The organism is Rhizobium aureum, from assembly GCF_030182495.1.
Taxonomy (GTDB): domain Bacteria; phylum Pseudomonadota; class Alphaproteobacteria; order Rhizobiales; family Rhizobiaceae; genus Rhizobium; species Rhizobium tropici_C.
The window spans coordinates 387,493-408,598 of sequence record NZ_JAQJCI010000002.1; the positions used below are offsets into that span (position 1 = coordinate 387,493).

Consider the following 21,106-nt stretch of genomic DNA (forward strand, 5'->3'; position numbering starts at 1 on the left):
TTGACGTGCAGCGTTTTGGCTAGCCCGCGAAGAAGGCGAAGCGAACGATGAACAAGGCGGCTACGATCTGCGTTGCCAGATGAAGTGTCTTCCAGCGCCCGGTGCAGACCTTCAGGACGACGTAGCTGATGAACCCGAAGGCAAGGCCGTTGGCGATCGAGTAGGTGAACGGCATTGCAAGTGCCGTCAGCGCTGCCGGTGCCGCCTCGGTCAGGTCGTCCCATTCGATCTCCGTCAACTCGCGCATCATCAGGCCGGCGACATAGAGCAGGGCCGGTGCGGTTGCATAGGCGGGAACGGAGCCCGCGAGCGGTGAAAAGAACAGCGACGCCAGGAAAAGCACGGCGATGGTGAGTGCCGTCAGGCCGGTGCGGCCGCCTGCTTGAACGCCCGAGGCGCTTTCGACATAAGCCGTCGTGCTGCTGGTGCCCATCAGCGAGCCGGCGACGATGGCCGCGCTGTCGGCAAGCAGAGCCCGGCTCAAGCGGTTCGGCTTGCCTTCCTCGAGAAGCTTCGCCCGCTTGGCGACACCGATCAGCGTTCCGGTGGCGTCGAAGACCTCGACGAGCACGAAGACGAGGATGATGTGGATCAGGCCGCCGTGCAGGGCGCCCACAATGTCGAGCTGCAGAAAGGTCGGCATCATCGATGGCGGTGCCGAAACGATGCCGTGGAACTGGCTGACGCCGAGGATCCAGGAAAGGACTGTGACCGCAAGAATGCCGATCAGGATCGAGCCTCTGACTCTCATCGCGTCGAGTACGGCGATGACGAAGAAGCCGAAGATCGCAAGAAGCGGGCCCGTCTGCTTCAGATCTCCAAGGCCGATGAGCGTCGCCTTGTTGGCAACGACGATGCCGGCGCTCTTGAGCGCGATGATCGCCAGGAAGAGGCCGATACCAGCAGCGATCGCGCTTCTGAGCGATCGCGGTATGCCGGCGATCAGCCAGCTGCGCACGCCGGTGACCGTCAGCAAAACGAAGATGGCGCCCGAGATGAAGACCGCGCCGAGCGCTTGCTGCCAGCTGAATCCAAGTGTGGCGACGACGGTGAAGGCAAAGAAGGCGTTGAGCCCCATGCCCGGCGCCATGCCGATCGGCCAATTGGCAACAAGCCCCATGACGATGGAACCCAGCGCCGCGGCAAGACAGGTGGCGACGAATATCGCATTGCGGTCCATGCCGGTGGCCGACAGGATATCCGGATTGACGAAGATGATGTAGGACATCGTCAAGAACGTCGTCACGCCCGCGATGAGTTCGGTGCGCACGGACGTGCCGTGTTCACTCAATTTGAAAAGTCGTTCAAGCATCGTTCCTCCCTAAGCGTTTCAGGCGCTCATGAATGTCATGGGGCTTGCCCGCATCTCCTCCGATGCGGGCGCGAGAAGCGCCTGTGACCGGCGTTTCGTGGCGGGAGAGATTGTGCGCTTTTAAAGGCTCCGGGCGCTAGAGCCGGATTTCCCTACAATTTGCGAAAGACATTCTAGATTTTCAGACTATTTCCGAGAGAGTCGAGTTGCGCTCTGGGGATGGACTTGCGGAAGAGAGTGCCAATACGCCATCGATCGGACACCATAGTACTGCATCCACTCTATAGCGTTCCCGGCGGCAAAGCCAACTTATTCTGCGCCGGGCTTTGATCTACAAGAGGCTCATCGTTGTCCCACACAGCCCATTTAGCGCAAATGGCACAATTACGCCCCGAGCCATTGGGTAAGGTCAATGCGCGGTATGGGCCTTGGCAGTGATGTCAACGCCAAGTGCACGCATCACTGCAAGTGTTGTCTTGAGTGTTGGATTTCCGCGTTCACTAAATGAGCGGTAGAGCTGTTCCCGGGACAGCCCGGTTTTGCGTGATATTTCGGTCATGCCTTTAGCGCGGGCGACAACGCCAAGCGCCTTGGCAATATAGGCCGCATCGCCAGTTTCAAAAGCATCCGCCATGAAAGCGGCGATTTCTTCATCGTCCACCAGTGCGGCGGCAGGGTCGTAGGTAGTTAGTTTTTCAGTCATCTTGTGCATTCCATTCTTTAGCCAGTTTCTTGGCGGCGGCAATCTCGCGGGCTTGCGATCCTTTGTTTCCGCCACATAGCAACACGATCAGGAGATTTCCGCGCTGCTGAAGTAGATGCGATATCCGGAACCGTAGTGAATCCGCAGTTCGCTAACGCCTTCGCCTACGGGTTCGACGTCGCCCGGCAAGCCTTCGGCCAACCGCATCAGTCGCGCTGCAATAATGGTTTTGGCTCGCTTGTCTCGGAGGCGGGATTCCCATTTTGCGAAGATCGCAGTTTGCTTTAACTCAATCATGAGAGAAATGTAGTCTAAAAACTACATATGTGCAACGTCCTTCCTTTCGGGTCCAGCGATGGAATAGACGTCTCCAGTCGGAACGGTTCATCCCGCACACGAGCCGCTGGTGGATTCCATGGTAAGGTTGCTCGATCTCACGGAGCCCCGAGACGACGGGACACCATTCCGGCAGCGCTCCTCACCCGTTCGCCGATCCGATGGATGTCGGCGTCCTGGAGGCGATGCTTCGGCCCGGAGACGGAAATGCCTGCTATGGCTTCTCCATGCACGTTCAGGATGGGCGCCGCCACGCAGCGCATTCCTTTTGTCCGCTCCTCGTCGTCGAAGGAATAGCCGCGGTCCCGTGTCTTTTGCAGCTCCTCGCGCAACTGGTCGAAGGAGCGCATGGTGTTCTCGGTAAAGCGCTCCAGCTCTTTTTTCTTGAAAAGCGTGGCGAGGCGATCGTCGTCATAGGTGCTCAGCAGCGCCTTGCCGATGCCGGAGGCATGCAGCGGCGACAGCGATCCCGGCGGAAAAAACGCCCGGATCGACTCGTGGGTCTCCACCTGGCTGATGAACAGGACATTTCCGTCCTTCTCGATGCCCAGATTGGAGGTCTCACCCGTTTCCAGCATGAGCTCCCGCATGATCGGGCGGCTTCGCTCGACGACGTTGGTGCGCCGGAGGAAGGCGGAGCCGAGCCGATATGCCTCCGGGCCGATATACCATACCTGGCGATCGGGGCTGATCTCGACGAATTCGCGGCGCTCCAGCGTTGCAAGCACGCGGTGCATGGTCGCTGCGGATTGGTCGAGCTTCCCGGCGAGTTCCGAAAGTGTCATGCCCTCGGGCGTCGAAAGCGCATCGAGCACGTCCAATGCGCGATCGAGCGCCTGGATCGTATTTTGTGTCTGAGGGCCGTTGAAGGCTTTTGGGCGCCCGCGTCGGCGCGTTTCGGCAGGCATCGATCATCGTCTCCTTGAAGCCATTTCCAGAAAAATTTTATGATGAAAAAATCATTCATATAATGAAAAAAGTCAACATCATGTTTTTTATAAATAAAATTGAATTAGTTTCTATTTTGAAAAATGACTTCAAAAAAATTTATCTCCCGTGTTGGACATGCTATCCATCTTTCAACATTAGGAGGACACCCAGATGTATATGCAAAATCCGGTTTTCATCCCCGGTCCGACGAATATGCCCGAAGTCCTTCGCAAGGCTGCGGACATGCCGACGCTCGATCACCGGTCCCCGCTCTTCGGCGAAATTCTGCGCCCGGCGCTTGCCGGCGTAAAGAAGGTCATCAAAACCGAAAAGGCCTCCATATTCGTGTTTCCGTCCACGGGAACCGGTGGGTGGGAAACGGCCATCACCAACACGCTCAGCCCCGGTGACCGCGTATTGGCGGCCCGCTACGGCATGTTCAGCCATCGCTGGATCGACATGTGTCAGCGCCATGGCCTCAAGGTCGATATCATGGAGGCGGAATGGGGCGGCGGCGCTCCTGCCGATCGCTATGAGGAAGTTCTTGCAGGCGATACCGCGCACGAAATCAAGGCCGTCCTCGTCACGCACAACGAGACTGCAACCGGCGTCAAATCCGATATCGCTGCCATCCGCCGGGCGATCGACGCCGCCGGCCATCCCGCCTTGTTGTTCGTCGATGGGGTCAGCTCGATCGCCTCGATGGATTTCCGCATGGACGAATGGTCCGTCGACATCGCCGTGACGGGGTCGCAAAAGGGCTTCATGCTGCCCGCCGGTCTGGCGATCACGGCCTTTTCCCCGAAGGCCCTGGCAGCGGTCGATCAGGCAAAGCTTCCGCGTACCTTCTTCGATATTCGCGATATGGCGAAGAGCTATGCGAACAACGCCTATCCCTATACCCCGGCGGTCGGCCTTCTGAACGGGCTGAAACTCTCGACGGAGCTGCTGCTCGCCGAAGGACTGGAGAATGTATTTGCAAGACACCGGCGTATTGCCGGCGGCATCCGAGCCGCCGTTCGGGCATGGGATCTTAATCTGTGCGCTAGAAGCGAGGAACTCTATTCCGACACGGTGAGTGCGATCCGCACGCCGCAAGGTTTCGATGCGACATCGATCGTCGCGCATGCCGCGAGGAAGTACGATGTCGCTTTCGGAACCGGGTTGGGCGAGGTCGCCGGCAAGGTGTTCCGCATCGGGCATCTCGGCAGTTTGACTGACGTCATGGCCCTGTCGGGGATAGCGGCGGCTGAGATGGCCATGGTCGATCTCGGTCTCAATGTCAAACTCGGCTCGGGTGTTGCGGCCGCGCAGGAACACTATCGCAACGACCAGCAATCCAAGATTCAGGCCGCGGCCTGAGGAGCTATATGATGTACATTCCGACATTGGCCGATGTGGTGGCTGCGCATACGCGCATCAGGCCCCACATCCATCGCACCCCGGTCCTCACCTCCAGCTTCATCAACTCGCTTGTCGGCGCCGAATTGTTCTTCAAATGCGAGAACTTCCAGAAAGCCGGTGCGTTCAAGGCCCGCGGCGCATCCAACGCCGTCTTCGGCCTGAGTGACGAGCAGGCTGCCCGCGGCGTTGCCACGCATTCATCCGGAAACCACGGAACGTGCCTTTCCTACGCCGCCGGGCGGCGGGGCATTCCCTGCACCGTCGTCATGCCGCGGACCGCGCCGCAGGCAAAGAAGGATGCCGTCCGGGGATATGGCGGCAGAGTGGTCCAATGCGAACCTTCGACCTCCTCGCGCGAGGCCGTCTTTGCCGAAGTCGTCGCAGAGAGCGGCGCCGAATTCGTTCATCCCTACAATGATCCGCGCGTCATCGCAGGCCAGGCGACCTGCTCGATGGAACTGATCGAGCAGGTCGACGGGCTCGATGCCGTGGTCGCACCGATCGGCGGTGGCGGCATGGTGTCGGGAACCTGCCTCACCTTGTCGAACCTCGCGCCGAATGTCCGGATCTATGCCGCCGAACCCGAGCAGGCCGATGATGCCTGCCGCAGCTTCAGGGCGGGCTACATCATTGCCGACGACGCGCCGAATACGGTGGCCGATGGTCTGAAAGTGCCGCTCAAGGAGCTGACCTGGCATTTCGTCAGAAACCACGTGACCGATATCCTGACGGCCTCCGAAGAGGATATCGTCGATGCGATGAAGCTCATCTGGAAGCGGATGAAGATCGTCATGGAACCTTCAAGCGCCGTCCCGCTGGCGACGATCATCAAGAACAGGGAGGTTTTCGCCGGTCAACGCATTGGCATCATCATCACCGGCGGAAACGTCGACCTCGACACATTGCCTTGGCAGTAAGGGAGAAAGAGCAATGAACATGGAACCGAAATTCGCCGGCATGGAAGTCGGCTACGATGTGCCGGCTCTTCCGGGCATGAGCGTCGACGACATCCAGACACCATGCCTGATCCTCGATCTCGATGCGCTCGAACACAACATCCGCAAGATGGGTGACTATGCAAAAGCCCACAACATGCGCCACAGGGCGCATGGCAAGATGCATAAATCCGTCGATGTCCTCAGGCTCCAGCAGGAGCTTGGCGGTGCAATCGGCGTCTGCTGCCAAAAGGTTTCCGAGGCGGAGGTCTTCGTGCGTGGCGGCATCAAGGATGTCCTGGTCTCGAACCAGGTTCGCGATCCGGCAAAGATCGACCGCCTGGCGCTTCTGCCGCAGCACGGCGCACGCATCATCGTCTGCGTCGATGATCTCGCCAATGTCGAGGAACTCTCCAAGGCGGCACAGAAGTACGGCACGACGCTGGAGTGCTTCGTGGAGATCGATTGCGGCGCCGGACGCTGCGGCGTCACGACGACGTCGGCCGTCGTCGAACTCGCCAATGCCATCCATGCGGCACCGGGTCTCAAGTTCACCGGCATTCAGGCCTATCAGGGCGCGATGCAGCACATCGATAAATATGAAGACCGCAAGGCGAAGCTCGATGCGGCCATCGCTCAGGTCAAGGATGCCGTCGGAGCGCTGAAGGCCGAAGGCCTGGAACCCGAACTGGTCAGTGGCGGCGGCACGGGAAGTTACTATTTCGAGAGCAATTCGGGCGTCTACAATGAGCTGCAGTGCGGCAGCTATGCGTTCATGGATGCCGATTACGGCCGTATCCAGGACAAGGACGGCAAGAGGATCGACCATGGCGAATGGGAAAATGCTCTCTTCATCCTGACGAGCATCATGAGCCATGCAAAGCCCGACAAGGCGATCTGCGACGCCGGCCTCAAGGCGCAATCCGTCGACTCAGGCCTGCCTTTTATCTACGGCCGCAATGATGTGAAATACATCAAATGCTCCGACGAACACGGCGTTATCGAAGATCCGGACGGCGTTCTCAAGATCAACGAGAAGCTCCGCCTGGTTCCGGGCCATTGCGATCCGACCTGCAATGTTCACGACTGGTATGTCGGCGTGCGCAACGGCAAGGTGGAAACGCTTTGGCCGGTGTCGGCCCGCGGCAAGGCCTATTGATGAAACAGGGGGCTTCGGCTCCCGGCAAACCAGGCGGAAGTGCAATGATCATCATTCCCGAAAGTGCCATTGCCGAACTGGTCACGCCCTCCGATTGCCTCAAGGCGGTCGAAGAGGTCTTCGCCTCGATGGCGAACAGGTCGGCCTATAATTTTCCCGTGATCCGGGAGGCGATCGGGCATGCCGATGCGCTGTATGGCTTCAAATCCGGCTTCGATCGAAAGAGCCTGGCGCTCGGCCTCAAGTCCGGTGGGTTCTGGCCAAACAATACCAGCAGAGGCCTTACCAATCACCAGTCCACCATCTTCCTGTTCGACGCCGATACCGGAAGATGCCGCGCCATGGTGGGCGGTAACTTGCTGACTGCGCTGCGGACGGCCGCCGCATCGGCAATCTCGATTAAATATCTCGCCCGAAAAGATGCGAAGGTCCTCGGCATGATCGGCGCGGGTCATCAGTCGACGTTTCAGTTGCGCGCAGCCCTCGAGCAGCGCGCACTCGAGAAGATCCTCGCCTGGAACCCGCATCCCGACATGCTGAGTCGTCTGGAGGAGGTTGCCAAGGAGGAGGGCCTTCCCTTCGAGGCAGTCGATCGCGATCGCCTGGGAGCTGAATCGGATGTCATCATCTCGATCACCTCGTCCTTCGCTCCGCTTCTCAAGGCTTCGCAGGTCCGCGCCGGCACGCATCTCGCCTGCATGGGCACGGATACGAAAGGCAAGCAGGAGGTCGAGGCTGAGCTCCTCGCTGTCGCAACCGTCTTCACCGATGAAGTCGAGCAGGCCATAACGATCGGCGAGACGCAGCACGCCATCGAAAGGGGGCTGATCCGAAAAGAGGCCATCGTCGAAATCGGTGCCGTGATCAACGGAACGCATCCGGGCCGGACCTCCCAGGATCAGGTCACGCTGTTCGATGGTACGGGTGTCGGCCTTCAGGACCTGGCCGTTGCTTCCGCCGCCGTCGAACTCGCTTTGGCGAAAGGCGTGGCGATCGAGGTCGATTTCTGAAGCGGCGCATTTGGGGGAGGCATGAGGCGGTGATGTCGTCTACACTTTCCGCTCGATCGAGTAGGTGGAGATTCGCATGTCAGGCCGGCCACTAAGAATTGCAATCAATGGATTTGGCAGGATCGGACGTTCCGTTCTGCGCCTTCTCCTGCGTGATCGCCGCGATATCGAAATCGCGCTGATCAACGACATCGCCGATTTGGAGACATGCGCTTATCTCTTTGAATTTGACAGCGTATACGGCCCGTGGGCGGAGCCGGTGTCCTTCGAGGACCAGCTCCTTATCGTCGGTGGGGCGTCGATACCGTTTCACAATGCTCCCGACATCAGCAAACTCGATCTTCGCGGCATCGACGTTGTTCTGGAATGTACCGGTCATGCCAAATCACGGGTGGTGGCACAGCGAGGAATTGCGGCCGGAGCAAGAAGGGTTCTCATTTCCGGCCCTTCTGCCGCAGCCGATGTGACGCTGGTGCTGGGGGCAAACGAGGAAACCTTCCGCGGCCAGGCGGTGATTTCAAACGCATCATGCACGACGAATGCGCTTGCGCCGCTTTTGCGCGTCGTCGACCGGGAATTCGGCATCATCGGTGGTCAGATGACCACGGTTCATTGCTACACGGCAAGCCAGCCGACGATCGATCAGCCGCGCTCGGAGCTGTCGCGCAGCCGCGCGGCCGCCCTTTCGATGGTGCCTACGACGACGAGTGCACATGCGATCGTCGGCGACGTGCTTCCTTATCTTGCCGGTCTCATCGAAGCCCGTGCCCTTCGCGTGCCGACCGCCAGCGTCTCGGCGATCGATCTGACGGTTGCGGTTCGCAACGTGTCAGACCTGGATACCATGCGCGCAAGATTGAAGCATGTCGCTCTAGGATCCCCGGTGCTGGGGTGGATCGAGAAGCCATTGGTTTCGGTCGATCTGCGCGGCCGCCCGGAATCGCTCGTCTTAAGCGGACCGGAAATGTCGCTTTCCGCCGGCGGTCTTCTCAGGGTGTTCGGCTGGTACGACAACGAATGGGGTTTTTCCAACCGCATGATCGACATGGCGCAATATATCGGGCGGGCAAATTAGCGGGCTCGGTAGCCTCCCCATTCCCGCATTGTCGAAAATGGACGCAGACGGCCGTCAATTCGCTTCAATGAGGAAATCAATGATATGCACGTGCCCGCCTGTCGCGATGGGTAGCGCGATCACTATGAGATTTTAATATTTTCGTGCGCTGCGATGAATGGAACGGCTACGCATGTCGGGCCATCTTCGTCCTATCGTCAATGGTGCGATTGGAGCGAAGATGTATTTCGAACTGAAGGACACAACGGCGGATATTCTCGCAAAGAGCCGTCGTCGTGAAGAGCTCTGCGATCTTCCGCTCGACCTGATAGAATCCGAACGTGAAGCATACGATATCCAGACAACGGCGCAGGACGCGCTCGGTTTCGAACGCAAAGGCTATGCACTTGTCGGCACGAGCGATCCTGCGCGCCGCATGCTCGGCCTGAAGGGGCCGATCTATTCCGAAATCCCTGCCTTCGGCTTGCAAAGAAAGGCTCAAAACTTCCGGCTGCCGCCTGGAACAATCGGCGTACAGTGCGAGTTCGTCTTTACGATGCTGCGATCATTTCCGGATGACGGCGAGCGAATTTCCCTCGACAGCGTGGCCGATGCCATTATGAGCTGCCGCCCGGCAATTGGCATTATCGGCAGAAGGATCCGGCACGCGATTGCCGGTGCCAATGCAGTGATCGCGGACTTCGGCCTGCACGTCGCAACCCTCTGCGGCGAGCATGCCGAAAGGGGCGAGGCCGGCGACTTTGCCGGGATCGAGGTCACGGCGTTCCTGTTCCAGCAAACCATGCTTTCAGGCAATTCGTCATCGGTCATGGGCAATCCGCTGAATGCGGTTGCCTGGCTGGCGGAAGAGCTTGTCGCCAATGGCAGGCAGCTTGAACCGAGCGATATCGTGGCGACAGGCTCCTGCACGCCGATCCTCCAGGTCCGCGCCGGACAGCATCTGGCGGCAGACTTCGGACCGCTCGGCCAGGTCGAATGCCTGTTTAATTGACATGATCAATAGCCGAAAGGACTGATAATGCGGCCGCAACGAAAGCCATTCGTAGTCGAACTCAAGAAGAGCAGGCGCTCCCGCTCAAGAATCCCGCTGCTTCAGGAAGACCGCGATCGCCTGATCGTGCAGAAGGATGCGGCGCGTGTCGGGCTGGCCTTGCAGCGTGAGGATCGTCGTTGATGGTGAGCCGAAACATCCCTCATGAATACTTCCTGCTGTCCGCGGCAAGCGAGGAAGGTCCCGTCGTCGGCTATCTTCACGGCCGGCCCATCCGCAATGCCGTCGTCGACAGGAACGGCAGCAGGTATCGCTTCGTCGGAGTTGCCGTCAGGGATCGTCAAGGCCGGCTTGATGTGCTGTCGCTCCGGCGGGGAGAATGGATTGTCGCACCGGACCTGATTTACGAAGAGGCAGCTTAGCGGTGGCGTAGCGCTGCGCGATCTCAGGCGATCATATAGCCGCCGTCGACCGGCATCGAAATGCCGTTGACCATGGCCGCCTCGTCGGAAAGCAGGAACAGGATCACTTCGGCGACGTCCGCAGGTTCGGCAAATCGGCCGAGCGGGATCCGTTCGCGCATCGGCGCTGCCTTTTCAGGGTCGCTCCATGCCTTGATGGCCATGGGTGTCAGCGTGACGGTCGGATGGACGCCATTGACGCGAATGCCCTTCGGCGCCAGCTCTTTTGCCATCACGCGCGTCAGGCCGTCCAGCCCGCCTTTCGAGGCGCAATAGGCCGCATGGTCCGGTATGCCGACGAAGGCGGCGACGGAGGATACGTTGACGATCGCGCCGGAAAGGCCTCTTTCGATCAGTGAGCGGGCGAATTCCTGCGCCACGATCATCGGCGCGCGAGTATTGACCGCGAACAGGTGGTCGAAGGCTTCAACCGTGGTGTCGAGAAATGACTGCAGCTCGGTCGTCCCAGCGCAGTTGATCAGATAATCCGCCGGAAGTGCGGCCAATGCCGCCTCCCGCGTCTTTTCGGCGTCGGCAAGATCGATCTGGATCGCCTCGCAGCCCAGTTCGTCACGCAACGAGGCGACATCCGCCGCACTTCTGGTCAAGGCCACCACACGAGCCCCCCGCTTCGCAAGTATCTCCGCCGTCACGCGGCCAATGCCCTTGCCTGCGCCGGTGACGATCACCCTCTTCCCATCGAAATTCATCGGAACGTCCTCTTACAATCTCTTGCCGGTTTCCTGATCGAAGATATGAACATGGCGCGGGTCAATACGGAAATGCATTGTTCGCCCCGACGCGATTTCGATCCGCTCGCGAATGAGTGCATCGATCGGCACTCCACCGACGCGGCCGAAGATCAGCGTCTCGGAGCCGGTCGGCTCGAACACGGACACCTCGACCGGGATGCCGTTGTCGCCGATCGTGATGTGTTCCGGCCGAATTCCATAGGTCACCGGCCGGCCGTCCTCGGCGTTGACCGTTTCCACCGGCAGAACGACGCCTTCGTCCGTGATGACGACCTGCCGGCCGTCGCGATTGCCGAACCGGCCTTTCAGGAAGTTCATCGAGGGACTGCCGATAAAGCCTGCGACGAAAATATTTGTGGGAAAATCGTATAGTTCCAGCGGTTTGCCGATCTGCTCCACCCGTCCGTCGCGCATCACGACGATCTTGCTGGCCATCGTCATGGCCTCGATCTGGTCATGCGTGACGTAGATGGTGGTGGTCTTCAGCCGCTGATGCAATTCCTTGATCTCGACCCGCATCGTGACGCGAAGCTTGGCGTCGAGGTTCGAAAGCGGCTCGTCGAAGAGGAAGACCTGCGGATCGCGGACAATGGCGCGGCCCATGGCGACGCGCTGGCGCTGACCGCCGGACAGTTGCTTCGGATAACGATCGAGATAACGGGAGAGATCGAGGATTTCGGCGGCACGACGCACCTTTTCATCGATTTCCGCCTTGGGGCGTTTCGCCATCTTCAGGGGAAAGCCCATGTTCTCGGCGACCGTTTTGTGCGGATAGAGTGCGTAGGATTGAAAGACCATGGCGATGTCGCGCTCCTTCGGTGGGGCATTGGTGACGACGCGGCCTCCAATTCTGATATCGCCGCCGCTTACCGTCTCAAGGCCCGCGACCATGCGCAGCAGCGTCGATTTTCCGCATCCGGAAGGGCCGACCAGAACGACGAATTCGCCGTCGTCGATGTCGACGCTGACACCATGCATGACCTGAAGGGCGCCATATTTCTTCGTGACGTCGCTAATCTGTACGTTTGCCAATGTCTTCCTCCCAGATGCAGCAGTGCATGCTGTGTTTCCTGGCCGTTACCGGCAGTCCCTTACCCGCGCCGGATGATGTAGGCGCCGAGCGCGGCGGAAATCGCCGTCGCTATCCAGACCGAAAGCCCCAATGGTTCGATAAAGCGCATCCATAGGAGCGACAGCGCCACCCAGATGACGACCGAGATGAACAGCCGGTCGAACCAATTCGTCTCAATCGGCAGGAACCCCACCTTGCGCTCGTCGTTTTCGGATTCCGAAGACATTGCGTTATCCTTTCACGGCACCGAAGGTCAGGCCCGCAACGATATGGCGCTGCACGATGGTGAAGACGATGAGTGCGGGAATGAGGGTGAAGACCGATATTGCCGCCATGATCCCCCATTGGGTGCCCGTCGTCGTGACATATTCAGAAAGGCCGGTGGTCAAGGTACGCGCCCTGAAATTGGTCAGGGTCGCCGCGAGCAGATACTCGTTCCATGCGAAGACCCAGGTCAGGATCAGCGTTACTGCCAATCCCGGCCGCGCCAGCGGGAATATGATATCCGACAGAACCGTCCATGTGCTTGCGCCGTCGACATAGGCTGCCTCATCAAGCTCTTTCGGAATGCCTTCGACCGTCGGGCGAAGCGTCCAGATCGCAAAGGGAAGATTGAACGAGCAATAGACGAGGATCATGCCGGTCCGCGTATCCGCAAAGGAAAAACTGCCGATCTTGTAGACCTGTGTCAGCAGCAGGAAGAGCGGCAGCAGGAATACGGCCGGTGGCGCCATTCTGTTGGTGATGGTCCAGAAGAAGATGCTCTCCTTGCCGGCGAGGTCGAAGCGGGAAAGCGCGTAGCAGGCCAGAAAGCCGAGCGTCGTCACCAGCAGCGCATTGCCCGAGGAAATGAGCAGCGAATTCACCATATAGCCACGCAGCGTCGGGTTGTTCAGCACATCGGTATAGTTCTTCCAGAACAGGCTTCTCAGAATGACTTCGGGCGTGGAGAACAGCTCGACCGTCGGCTTTACCGAGATGACGAAGAGCCAATAGATCGGAAAGAGGGTCGCAAAGCTGATGGCGATCCACATGACGGCCAGAAGCCAAGGATAACGGGTCTTCATCGTTTCAACCTTTCCTGGCGCGCGGCGCGATCAGGCTGACATAGAGCAGCCAGCAGACAACGATGGTCAGATACAGCACGACGACCGAGATGGCCGAACCATAGCCGTAGTTCGTCTTGGGAAAGACTTCCCTGAAGATGTGCACGCCGATGTAGCGCGTCGCGGAACCGGGGCCGCCGCCAGTCAGCATCAGCACCTCGTCCACGGTCCGCAGCGCATCCATGAGCCGGATGAAGACGGTGGCGATCAAGGCCGGTCGGATCATCGGGAGCGTGATGTGCCAGAAGATCTGGCTCTTGCCCGCTCCGTCGATCTGCGCTTGCTCGAATGGATCCGGTGGCAATGAAACCAGAGCGGCGATCAGCGAAAGCGTCACCAGGGGCGTCCAGTGCCAGATGTCCATGATCACCGTAACGATGAAAGCCGCACCCGCGCTTTGGCCGATGTTGAGATCGAAGCCGAACCAGCTGTGCAGCAGGTATGGAATGATGCCGATGGAGGGCGTCGTCATCAGCTTCCAGACCGATCCGACGATGATCGGCGCCATGATCAACGGCAGGGTATGGATAGTGCGGAATATTGCCTTGCCGGGAAAATCCTTCAGAAGCGCCTGCGCGAGCACGTAGCCGAGCACGATTTCCGAAACTACGGCGAAGAAGACGAACGCCGCCGTGATGCCCAGGGACGCCAGGAATTGCTGATCGAAAACGACCTTGCGGTAATTTTCCGCCCAGTTGAAGACCATGTGCGGGTTGGCTGCAAACGGATTCCACGCATGGAAGGAAACCCAGACGACATAGACGAACGGAAAAATGCCGAAGAGCCCGAGGATCACTATGGTTGGTGACAGCAAGAGCCAGCCGAGCTTCTGTGAATGCATCGCCCTATCCCCCTGTGGCGGTTGCTAAGGTGCCCGTTTTGCAGCGATGGGATGGCAGGCCGCTATTGACGGCGGCCTGCACGTTCGGAAGGGAAGGCTATTTGCGATAGCCGAGCGAGGTCAGTTCCTCTTCCGTCTTTGCCGCCATCTTGTCGAGGCCCTCGTCCGGGCCGATCTTGCCGGTCAGGATGTCGAAGAAAATCGGGGCGGTCGCTTCGCGCACCTGGGCGTGGAACGGATAGGGCGGAGCGCCGGCGAAGAGCTTGCCCTGATCTTTCAGCATCGTATAGAAGCCACCGAGCTTGACATCCATGGCCTTGACCTTGGGGTCGTCGAAGGTCGCGGTATTGGTGACGCGCGGCGCGGCAATCGCCCAGTCCGGCTGTACCTCGTTCTGGCCGATGAATTGCAGGAAGAGCAGGGCTGCCTCCTGGTTCTTGGAGGTGACAGGCAGGCCGAAGGCGCCGCCGTCATAATAACCGACATAACCTTTGCCGGCTTCGGCGGCCTCGAGCACGCCCGGCTTGAGCGGCGGCAGGGCGAAGCCGACCTTGCCCGTGACCTTCGACTGCGAGGAATCGGTCGCGATCCAGGCCGCGTTCTCGCCATAGACCAGACCCTGCGCCACCCGGCCGGCAGCGAAGGTCGTGGCGACTTCCGTCCATGTGGATTGCGAGGATTCTGGCGGTGCGATGTCACGCAGATGCAGCCACCATTTCAGCGCGGCCTTCGCCTTGTCGCTGTTCATCTGGCCGCCATGCTCGACGGTCGCGGCATAGTCCTTCTGCGCATCGATGCCCCAATTGTAGACGCCGAAGGTCGGCGCAACGGACTCAAAGAACTCGTACCAGGAGGCCGGATGCCCCGTATGGGCCTGCGCCGTCGAGCCCCATAGCTGCATATTGTGATCCTTGCCCCATTGGGTGAAGAAGTCGGCGATTTCCGTATATTGCTCGTGGGTTGTTGCAGGCTTCAGATCATGGCCCGTTTTCTGCTTGAACGCCGCCTGGATTTCCGGATCGTCAAACAGGTCCTTGCGATAGAGATAGGTCTTGAGGAAGGCCTCCATCGGCACGCCGTAGAGATCGCCGTTCGCATCCTTGAAGTAGTTGGAGAAGCTGGTGAAATTGGCGGCATCGTAGGTCGGTGCCTTCAGATCCGGCTGGTCCTTCAGCGCCTTGGTGATGTCGGTCAGGAAGTTTCGCGCCATATAGGAATAGACGATGTCCTGCTCGATATAGACGACGTCGTAGATGCCGGTGCCAGCTTCCATGTCCTTGATCGCCTTGTCGTACATCTGATCCCAGGACGTCGTTTCGATTTCGACCTTGATGCCCGTTTTCTTCTCGAATTCGGGTGCCAGCACATCCTTGATAAAGTTGGAAGGGGGCGTGGACTCGGTCACTCCATGCAGCGTCACGCCCTTGAATTTCGCTCCGGCGTCGGACCAGAAGTCTGCCCAGGCCGGTGAAGCGGCGGCGGCAAGGCTAAGCGTCAGCGCGATGGCGCCGGCTTTCATAGCGTATCTCATTTCAATCCTCCCAGATTACAGCGAGATCATTCGCCGAGGGATTCTTAGCCCGAAATTCCGTCGTTTGCAATATTTGTTGCTTTAACATGCAAATCATGGAGCTATCTTGTTGTTTCGGCTGTCGATAATGGTCGATGTAAACATGTGGGAATATCAAGGCTGATATAAAATGCTGCAATGCAACGATATTCTCGCTATTGCATAGCTCATTTCGCTGAATTTATTTGTTGCTTTGCCATACTAAATAACTTAATCCTGGATGGGGCTCGGACGAAAAATCGTGAGGTTACGACGATGCGACGCTTAGGAATCCATTCATTTGTATGGACGGGCGGCCAAACCCAGGAAGGGCTTGAAATGGCCCTGCAAAAGACGGCCGAGCATGGCTACGGAACCATCGAGTTCGCCTATCTTCGTCCCGAAAAATTCAACCTGGATCGGCTCGCAAGGCTTGCGCAGTCGCTTGACGTGGAGATCGGCGTGACGATGGGGTTGCCGCTCGACAAGGACGTATCGAGCGAGGATGCTTCGGCCGTTGCGGATGGTAAGCGGATGCTGGCTGACGCGGTGCGCGCAGTCAGAGACATCGGCGGCAACAAGCTGGGCGGGATTCTTTATTCAGCGCACACCAAGTACAATCGCCAGCCGACAAGGAAGGGCTGGGACAACAGCGTCGCGGCCATTGCGGCGACGGCCGACGTGGCTAGGGAGGCGAAAGTCGATCTCGTCCTCGAAATCGTGAACCGGTTCGAGACCAATCTGTTGAATACGACCGCACAAGGGCTGAAATTCATCTCCGAGACGGGCTCCGATCATGTTCGCCTGCATCTCGATACGTTCCACATGAACATCGAGGAGGCCAATCCCGCCGCGGCAATCCGCCTGGCCGGCGACAAGATCGGCTATTTCCACATCGGCGAAAGCAATCGAGGCTATCTCGGCGACGGCGTCATCGATTTCGACCTCATTTTCGACGCCCTGCTCGATATCGATTACAGGCGCGACATCGTATTCGAGAGCTTTTCGACCGCTGTCGTCGACGAGGGGTTGTCGCTCGCCTGCGCGATCTGGCGCGACACATGGACCGACAACGACCCTCTGGCCGCCCATGCGAAGCGTTACATCGAGCTTAAACATGACGAGGCCAGGCGCCGGCGTGCCACAAGCGCTCGTCCCTGATAATCCTTCGTGTGACCCGTTCCTGCCGTGTAAGCTGGCGCGGGTCGATTTGAAGGGATTGGAACATGAACGACACCGTCTCCATCGGAAGCTCGCCGCGTAGAATTCGCCAGAGCAATCTCGTCGCGGCTCTGCAGGCGATCTACAGCCACCGCGGCATGAGCCGCGCCGATCTGGCGCGAAAGCTCGGTATGAACCGCTCGTCTTCGGGTGAGATCGTTGCCGAGTTGACGGAAGGCGGGTTTGTTCATGAGCTGGAGGCAGGCAGCAGGCGTGGCGAGCAGTCGCGCGCGGGACGGCCGGGGATCATGCTGGAACTCATTCCCGATGCCGCGTTTTTCGTCGGTATCGAGATCGGCGTGGAGCATATATCCGCTGTCGTTATCGATCTTGCCGCCGAAGTCAGGCTTTGCCGCAAGGTCGCCTTCGATACGCTGTCTTCGACGGTCGAGAGGGCTGTCGAACATGGCATAGCACTTATCGTCGGCGACATGACCAAGGAGATGATGGCGCGGTGCAGGGGGCTGGGCATTTCGACGCCGGCTCATATCCGGCCCGATGGGTCGGTAAGGCTTGCGCCCATTCTCGGATGGCGAAACGTCCCGTTGAAGGAAATCTGCCGGTCCGCATTTCCGGTCGAGGTTCCGATCGCAATAGAGAATGATGCGAATGCCTTCGCGATAGGGGACAGTTATCGCAGCCGCATTGCAGGTGTGACGCTCTTCCTGCTCATGGAGACCGGCGTCGGCGGCGGGATCGTCATCGACGGCAAGCTGTTTCGTGGCGGCCATGGCCTGGCCGGCGAGATCGGCCATACTCTCGTGTCCGGAAGCGGCGGGCAGAAATTCGAACAGCTGATCGGGCGCGAAGTGCTGATCAGGCAGTATCGCGAGGCCGTCGGACGAAATGACGCCGATCTGCAGGACTTCTTGGTCGGCGTTCGCGATCGTGTTCCGGCGGCCGTCAACATTGCGGAGACCTGGTCGCGTCATCTGGCATATGCGCTGTTGCAGGCCTGCCGGTTGATCGACCCCGGCAGGATCGTGCTCGGCGGCTCGGTGGCATCTCTCTATCCGATGGTTGCCGCCCGCGTGGCGGTCCATATGTCCGAGGGCCAGAATATTCCCTTTCCCAATCCCGAAATCGTCGTTGACCAGGACGCGGAATTCGGGTCCGCATTCGGAGCGGCATGCATGCTTCATCAACGCTTCCTTTCGCTGGAAAACGAGGAGTTCAGCAGTGACGACGGCATGCAGCAGCGCGCGGCGGTTTGAAAACAACAGGTATCGAAAGCATGACTGCGATGACTTCAGCACTGGCTCCTGACCAGCTCGGCCCCACGGTATGCGTCGGGGAAATTCTCGCGGAGATCGTCGCCACGACCGTCGGCGATGGGTTCGTCGAGGCCCAGCCGCTGATCGGGCCTTTCGCCAGCGGTGCGCCGGCGATCTTCATTTCGCAATGCGGGCGGCTCGGTGGCAGCGCGGCCATGATCGGCGCCGTCGGAGCCGACGATTTTGGCCGGGTGAACATCGAAAGGCTGAAGCGCGATGGCGTCGATATCTCCGCGATATCCATTGATCCGCATTACCCGACGGGCAGCGCCTTCGTTCGCTACCGCAGGGATGGCTCCCGCGATTTCGTCTACAACATCGCCAAGTCCGCCGCCGCGCGTTTCGGCTGGAGCGACGGTGTCCGCGATCTCATCGGTCGCAGCGGCCACCTGCATGTCATGGGCTCGGCGCTGTCGGTTCCGAGCGCATGCGAGGTGATCGACAAGGCCGTCGACATCGTAAAGGCTCGCGGCGGCACGCTCTCGGTCGATCCGAACATCCGCAAGGAGCTCAAGCTCGACGCGGATACCGAACGACGTTTTGCCAAGCTGGTTGCTGCCGCCGATCTGCTGCTGCCATCCGGAGAGGAGTTGGAGCGGGCGGCTGGCGTCGAGGGTGAAGCGAATGCGATCCGCCGCCTGTTCAGCATCGGGGTCAGGGAAATTGTGCTGAAGCGGGGAGTGGATGGGGCGACCTATTTCAACAGCGAGGGCGAGCGCATCGATGCTCCGGCCTTTACCGTCAAGGAAATCGATCCGACCGGCGCGGGCGATTGCTTCGGCGGCGCCTATCTCACCTGCCGCCGCCTGGGCATGCCGGCGGAGGATGCCCTGACCTATGCGGCGGCTGCCGGCGCCCGCAATGTCACCGTCGTCGGCCCGATGGAAGGTGCCGGTACTCGCGACGAACTCGATGCGTTCATAGCCGCTACCGCGAGGCGCTCCTGATGCAGGTCCATCTCGATCAATTGGCAACGCTGCGAGCCGAAGGCCGGCCGAAGGGCATCACCTCGGTCTGCTCGGCGCACCCGCTTGTGCTCAGAGCCGCGCTCCGGCATGGACGCCTGCATTCGAGCACCGTGCTGATCGAGGCGACCTGCAATCAGGTCAATCACCTGGGCGGTTATACGGGCATGACGCCGGGCGACTTCGCCGCCCTTGTCCAGCGGATCGCGAAGGAGGAGGACTGCCCGGAACAGCTCATCGTTCTGGGTGGCGATCATCTTGGCCCAAATCCGTGGCGGGATCGTCCTGCCGAGGAGGCCATGGCCGAGGCGGAGAAAATGGTCGCCGCCTATGTCGATGCCGGGTTTCGAAAAATCCACCTGGATGCCTCGATGGGCTGCAAGGGCGAGCCTACAGCGCTCGACGACGAGGCGACGGCCCATCGCGCGGCAAGGCTCGCGGCTGTGGCCGAAGCGTCGGCAAGGAGGAGCGGCGGCGTCATGCCGATCTATGTGATCGGCACGGAGGTCCCGCCGCCGGGCGGCGCCGATCATGCTCTAACGGCCATCGAGCCGACGGCCGCTCCGGCGGCGCGCAAGACGATCGACGTCCATCGACGCGTGTTTGAGGGCGCTGGCCTACACGAAGCGTTCGAGCGCGCCATCGGACTGGTCGTCCAGCCCGGCGTCGAGTTCGGCAATCACAATGTCATTGTCTACGACCGTAGCAAGATTGCCGAGCTGAAGTCCGTGCTGACCGACGAACAGCAATTCGTTTTCGAAGCCCATTCGACCGACTATCAGGGTACAGCGCCGCTCACGGCTCTCGTGGAGGATGGATTTCCCATCCTGAAGGTCGGCCCCGAACTGACTTTCGTGCTGCGCGAGGCCCTTTACGGATTGGATCTGATCGCTTCCGATCTCTTGCCGGATTATGGCAATCGGCCGCTTTACGCCGCCATGGAAGCGTTGATGCTGGCTCATCCAAAGAGCTGGAGCCAGCATTATCACGGGACCGAGGGTGAACAGCGGTGGCTGCGGCATTATTCGCTGTCCGACCGTATCCGCTACTACTGGGCCTCGGCGGACGCTCAATCCGCCGTCCAGAAACTATGCGATGCCCTGCGGGGACAGACCATACCGCTGCCGCTGTTCTGGCAACATATGCCTGCCGCCCGACATTTCGCCGATGCGCCGCTGGACCCGGAGGAGGTCCTGATCTGGCGGGTCACCCGTAGCCTTGCGGACTACCACGCCGCCTGCGGTGCAGGGAAACGATAGAAGTTTAACCCAAGGAGGAGAGAATGGACGAATTGAAGGGAAAAGTGGCTGCTGTCACCGGTGCGGCATCCGGGATCGGATTGGCGTCCACGGAGGCCATGATCGCGGCCGGAGCGACGGTCGTTCTCGTTGATCGCGATGAGAAGGCATTGAGGTCGGTTTGCGAACGCCTGGGAGAGAAGGCTATCCCGCTCGCCATCGACCTGCTGGATACCGAACAATGCGCCTCGCTGCTGGATCGCATCCTCGCCAAGGTCGGCCACTTCGATATCCTGCATGCCAATGCCGGCACCTATATCGGCGGCGATCTGGTGGAAGCCAATCTCGATGCCATCGACCGGATGCTCAACCTGAACGTCAATGTCGTCATCAAGAATGTCCGAACCGTGGCGCCGCATATGATCGAGCGGGGAACGGGCGACATCATCGTCACCAGCTCGGTCGCGGGCCATTCGCCGGTGCCATGGGAGCCAGTCTACTCGCCATCGAAATGGGCGATGACATGCTTCGTGCAAACCATGCGTCGCCAGCTTCTGAAGAGCGGAATCCGTGTCGGTTCGGTTTCTCCAGGCCCCGTCATCAGTGCCTTGCTCGCCGATTGGCCGGAAGAAAATCTGCGCAAGGCCAAGGAGGCCGGCGCCCTGATCGAACCCAAGGAAGTGGCGGATGCGATCATGTTCATGCTGACGCGTCCGCGCAACGTCACGATCCGTGACGTCGTTGTCCTGCCAAGCGCTTTCGACATCTGAGG

General features: G+C 59.7%; 22 protein-coding genes and 1 pseudogene. 13 read left to right on the forward strand and 10 right to left on the reverse strand.

Annotated features, from left to right (window positions below; genetic code table 11):
- Nucleotides 1–19 precede the first annotated feature (19 nt).
- From PH552_RS07565 to bhcR, 4 genes and pseudogenes are all read right to left on the reverse strand, one after another.
- Nucleotides 20–1,312: an NCS2 family permease gene (locus tag PH552_RS07565; protein ID WP_113250468.1), complete on the reverse strand. Its 1,293-nt coding sequence runs from the start codon at nt 1,310–1,312 to the stop codon at nt 20–22.
- Nucleotides 1,313–1,721: 409 nt separating this feature from the next.
- On the reverse strand, nt 1,722–2,015 hold the full coding sequence (locus tag PH552_RS07570; RefSeq protein ID WP_112344722.1) for an addiction module antidote protein: 294 nt from the start codon (nt 2,013–2,015) through the stop codon (nt 1,722–1,724).
- A pseudogene (locus PH552_RS07575) lies at nt 2,008–2,312 on the reverse strand (type II toxin-antitoxin system RelE/ParE family toxin). The gene PH552_RS07570 and the pseudogene PH552_RS07575 overlap by 8 nt, the downstream one beginning before the upstream one ends.
- 137 nt (nt 2,313–2,449) lie before the next feature.
- Nucleotides 2,450–3,259: an HTH-type transcriptional regulator BhcR gene (gene bhcR, locus PH552_RS07580; protein WP_112344723.1), complete on the reverse strand. Its 810-nt coding sequence runs from the start codon at nt 3,257–3,259 to the stop codon at nt 2,450–2,452.
- Nucleotides 3,260–3,452: 193 nt separating this feature from the next.
- Between bhcR and bhcA the strand changes: the two genes are divergently transcribed.
- The 8 genes from bhcA (at nt 3,453) to PH552_RS07620 (ending at nt 10,277) form a co-directional block, all read left to right on the forward strand.
- A complete protein-coding gene (gene bhcA / locus PH552_RS07585; protein ID WP_112344724.1) occupies nt 3,453–4,643 on the forward strand; it encodes an L-aspartate--glyoxylate aminotransferase BhcA in 1,191 nt (396 codons plus the stop codon).
- Between the two features lie 11 nt (nt 4,644–4,654).
- Nucleotides 4,655–5,602, forward strand: a complete 948-nt coding sequence (bhcB, locus tag PH552_RS07590) for a beta-hydroxyaspartate dehydratase BhcB (protein ID WP_112344725.1) — start codon at nt 4,655–4,657, stop codon at nt 5,600–5,602.
- A 13-nt stretch (nt 5,603–5,615) separates the two neighbouring features.
- Entirely contained in the window at nt 5,616–6,779 is a 1,164-nt protein-coding gene (gene bhcC, locus PH552_RS07595; RefSeq protein ID WP_183760981.1) for a 3-hydroxy-D-aspartate aldolase BhcC, read from the forward strand.
- A gap of 44 nt (nt 6,780–6,823) precedes the next feature.
- The gene (bhcD, locus tag PH552_RS07600; protein ID WP_183760978.1) at nt 6,824–7,789 is read left to right on the forward strand and encodes an iminosuccinate reductase BhcD; all 966 of its coding nucleotides are present in this window, start codon (nt 6,824–6,826) and stop codon (nt 7,787–7,789) included.
- 76 nt (nt 7,790–7,865) lie between these two features.
- Entirely contained in the window at nt 7,866–8,864 is a 999-nt protein-coding gene (locus tag PH552_RS07605) for a type I glyceraldehyde-3-phosphate dehydrogenase (protein ID WP_183760975.1), read from the forward strand.
- A 172-nt stretch (nt 8,865–9,036) separates the two neighbouring features.
- The gene (locus PH552_RS07610) at nt 9,037–9,855 is read left to right on the forward strand and encodes a 2-keto-4-pentenoate hydratase (RefSeq protein ID WP_246698440.1); all 819 of its coding nucleotides are present in this window, start codon (nt 9,037–9,039) and stop codon (nt 9,853–9,855) included.
- A 27-nt stretch (nt 9,856–9,882) separates the two neighbouring features.
- A complete protein-coding gene (locus tag PH552_RS07615; protein WP_183760972.1) occupies nt 9,883–10,038 on the forward strand; it encodes a hypothetical protein in 156 nt (51 codons plus the stop codon).
- Entirely contained in the window at nt 10,038–10,277 is a 240-nt protein-coding gene (locus PH552_RS07620; protein ID WP_183760970.1) for a hypothetical protein, read from the forward strand. The genes PH552_RS07615 and PH552_RS07620 overlap by 1 nt, the downstream gene beginning before the upstream one ends.
- A 23-nt stretch (nt 10,278–10,300) precedes the next feature.
- Here PH552_RS07620 and PH552_RS07625 read toward each other — a convergent pair whose 3' ends face one another.
- From PH552_RS07625 to PH552_RS07650, 6 genes are all read right to left on the reverse strand, one after another.
- Nucleotides 10,301–11,026, reverse strand: a complete 726-nt coding sequence (locus tag PH552_RS07625; RefSeq protein WP_183760967.1) for an SDR family oxidoreductase — start codon at nt 11,024–11,026, stop codon at nt 10,301–10,303.
- A 12-nt stretch (nt 11,027–11,038) separates the two neighbouring features.
- On the reverse strand, nt 11,039–12,100 hold the full coding sequence (locus PH552_RS07630) for an ABC transporter ATP-binding protein (protein ID WP_183760964.1): 1,062 nt from the start codon (nt 12,098–12,100) through the stop codon (nt 11,039–11,041).
- 59 nt (nt 12,101–12,159) lie between these two features.
- Nucleotides 12,160–12,366: a DUF2160 family membrane protein gene (locus PH552_RS07635; RefSeq protein WP_112344732.1), complete on the reverse strand. Its 207-nt coding sequence runs from the start codon at nt 12,364–12,366 to the stop codon at nt 12,160–12,162.
- A gap of 4 nt (nt 12,367–12,370) precedes the next feature.
- Complete coding sequence (locus PH552_RS07640; protein ID WP_112344733.1) at nt 12,371–13,207, reverse strand: carbohydrate ABC transporter permease; 837 nt, start codon at nt 13,205–13,207, stop codon at nt 12,371–12,373.
- Between the two features lie 4 nt (nt 13,208–13,211).
- Complete coding sequence (locus PH552_RS07645; protein ID WP_112344734.1) at nt 13,212–14,087, reverse strand: carbohydrate ABC transporter permease; 876 nt, start codon at nt 14,085–14,087, stop codon at nt 13,212–13,214.
- 97 nt (nt 14,088–14,184) lie between these two features.
- Complete coding sequence (locus tag PH552_RS07650) at nt 14,185–15,618, reverse strand: extracellular solute-binding protein (RefSeq protein ID WP_183760961.1); 1,434 nt, start codon at nt 15,616–15,618, stop codon at nt 14,185–14,187.
- A 294-nt stretch (nt 15,619–15,912) separates the two neighbouring features.
- On the opposite strand from PH552_RS07650, the gene PH552_RS07655 reads away from it, so the two are divergent.
- The 5 genes from PH552_RS07655 to PH552_RS07675 all read left to right on the forward strand — a co-directional run bounded on the left by PH552_RS07655 (nt 15,913) and on the right by PH552_RS07675 (nt 21,104).
- Nucleotides 15,913–16,797, forward strand: coding sequence for a sugar phosphate isomerase/epimerase family protein (locus PH552_RS07655; RefSeq protein ID WP_183760947.1), 885 nt, complete (start codon nt 15,913–15,915; stop codon nt 16,795–16,797).
- Nucleotides 16,798–16,862: 65 nt separating this feature from the next.
- Nucleotides 16,863–18,071 carry an ROK family transcriptional regulator gene (locus PH552_RS07660; protein ID WP_285165795.1) on the forward strand — a complete coding sequence of 403 codons (1,209 nt, stop codon included), beginning with the start codon at nt 16,863–16,865 and terminating at the stop codon, nt 18,069–18,071.
- A 29-nt stretch (nt 18,072–18,100) separates the two neighbouring features.
- Entirely contained in the window at nt 18,101–19,078 is a 978-nt protein-coding gene (locus PH552_RS07665; RefSeq protein ID WP_183761290.1) for a tagatose kinase, read from the forward strand.
- On the forward strand, nt 19,078–20,355 hold the full coding sequence (locus PH552_RS07670; protein WP_183760940.1) for a D-tagatose-bisphosphate aldolase, class II, non-catalytic subunit: 1,278 nt from the start codon (nt 19,078–19,080) through the stop codon (nt 20,353–20,355). Before PH552_RS07665 ends, PH552_RS07670 begins: the two co-directional genes overlap by 1 nt.
- 23 nt (nt 20,356–20,378) lie before the next feature.
- Nucleotides 20,379–21,104 (forward strand): SDR family oxidoreductase, encoded by a 726-nt coding sequence (locus PH552_RS07675; RefSeq protein ID WP_183760937.1) that lies wholly within the window; start codon nt 20,379–20,381, stop codon nt 21,102–21,104.
- Nucleotides 21,105–21,106: the final 2 nt, after the last annotated feature.

Coding starts and splice junctions, on each gene's coding strand:
- bhcD (WP_183760978.1), top strand. CDS start 6,824: ATGATCATCATTCCCGAAAGTGCCATTGCCGAACTGGTCACGCCCTCC.
- bhcC (WP_183760981.1), top strand. CDS start 5,616: ATGAACATGGAACCGAAATTCGCCGGCATGGAAGTCGGCTACGATGTG.
- PH552_RS07660 (WP_285165795.1), top strand. CDS start 16,863: ATGAACGACACCGTCTCCATCGGAAGCTCGCCGCGTAGAATTCGCCAG.
- PH552_RS07645 (WP_112344734.1), bottom strand. CDS start 14,087: ATGCATTCACAGAAGCTCGGCTGGCTCTTGCTGTCACCAACCATAGTG.
- bhcR (WP_112344723.1), bottom strand. CDS start 3,259: ATGCCTGCCGAAACGCGCCGACGCGGGCGCCCAAAAGCCTTCAACGGC.
- PH552_RS07650 (WP_183760961.1), bottom strand. CDS start 15,618: ATGAGATACGCTATGAAAGCCGGCGCCATCGCGCTGACGCTTAGCCTT.
- PH552_RS07655 (WP_183760947.1), top strand. CDS start 15,913: ATGCGACGCTTAGGAATCCATTCATTTGTATGGACGGGCGGCCAAACC.
- PH552_RS07620 (WP_183760970.1), top strand. CDS start 10,038: ATGGTGAGCCGAAACATCCCTCATGAATACTTCCTGCTGTCCGCGGCA.
- bhcA (WP_112344724.1), top strand. CDS start 3,453: ATGTATATGCAAAATCCGGTTTTCATCCCCGGTCCGACGAATATGCCC.
- PH552_RS07605 (WP_183760975.1), top strand. CDS start 7,866: ATGTCAGGCCGGCCACTAAGAATTGCAATCAATGGATTTGGCAGGATC.
- PH552_RS07670 (WP_183760940.1), top strand. CDS start 19,078: ATGCAGGTCCATCTCGATCAATTGGCAACGCTGCGAGCCGAAGGCCGG.
- bhcB (WP_112344725.1), top strand. CDS start 4,655: ATGTACATTCCGACATTGGCCGATGTGGTGGCTGCGCATACGCGCATC.
- PH552_RS07610 (WP_246698440.1), top strand. CDS start 9,037: ATGTCGGGCCATCTTCGTCCTATCGTCAATGGTGCGATTGGAGCGAAG.
- PH552_RS07570 (WP_112344722.1), bottom strand. CDS start 2,015: ATGACTGAAAAACTAACTACCTACGACCCTGCCGCCGCACTGGTGGAC.
- PH552_RS07615 (WP_183760972.1), top strand. CDS start 9,883: ATGCGGCCGCAACGAAAGCCATTCGTAGTCGAACTCAAGAAGAGCAGG.
- PH552_RS07565 (WP_113250468.1), bottom strand. CDS start 1,312: ATGCTTGAACGACTTTTCAAATTGAGTGAACACGGCACGTCCGTGCGC.
- PH552_RS07625 (WP_183760967.1), bottom strand. CDS start 11,026: ATGAATTTCGATGGGAAGAGGGTGATCGTCACCGGCGCAGGCAAGGGC.
- PH552_RS07635 (WP_112344732.1), bottom strand. CDS start 12,366: ATGTCTTCGGAATCCGAAAACGACGAGCGCAAGGTGGGGTTCCTGCCG.
- PH552_RS07640 (WP_112344733.1), bottom strand. CDS start 13,207: ATGAAGACCCGTTATCCTTGGCTTCTGGCCGTCATGTGGATCGCCATC.
- PH552_RS07675 (WP_183760937.1), top strand. CDS start 20,379: ATGGACGAATTGAAGGGAAAAGTGGCTGCTGTCACCGGTGCGGCATCC.
- PH552_RS07665 (WP_183761290.1), top strand. CDS start 18,101: ATGACTTCAGCACTGGCTCCTGACCAGCTCGGCCCCACGGTATGCGTC.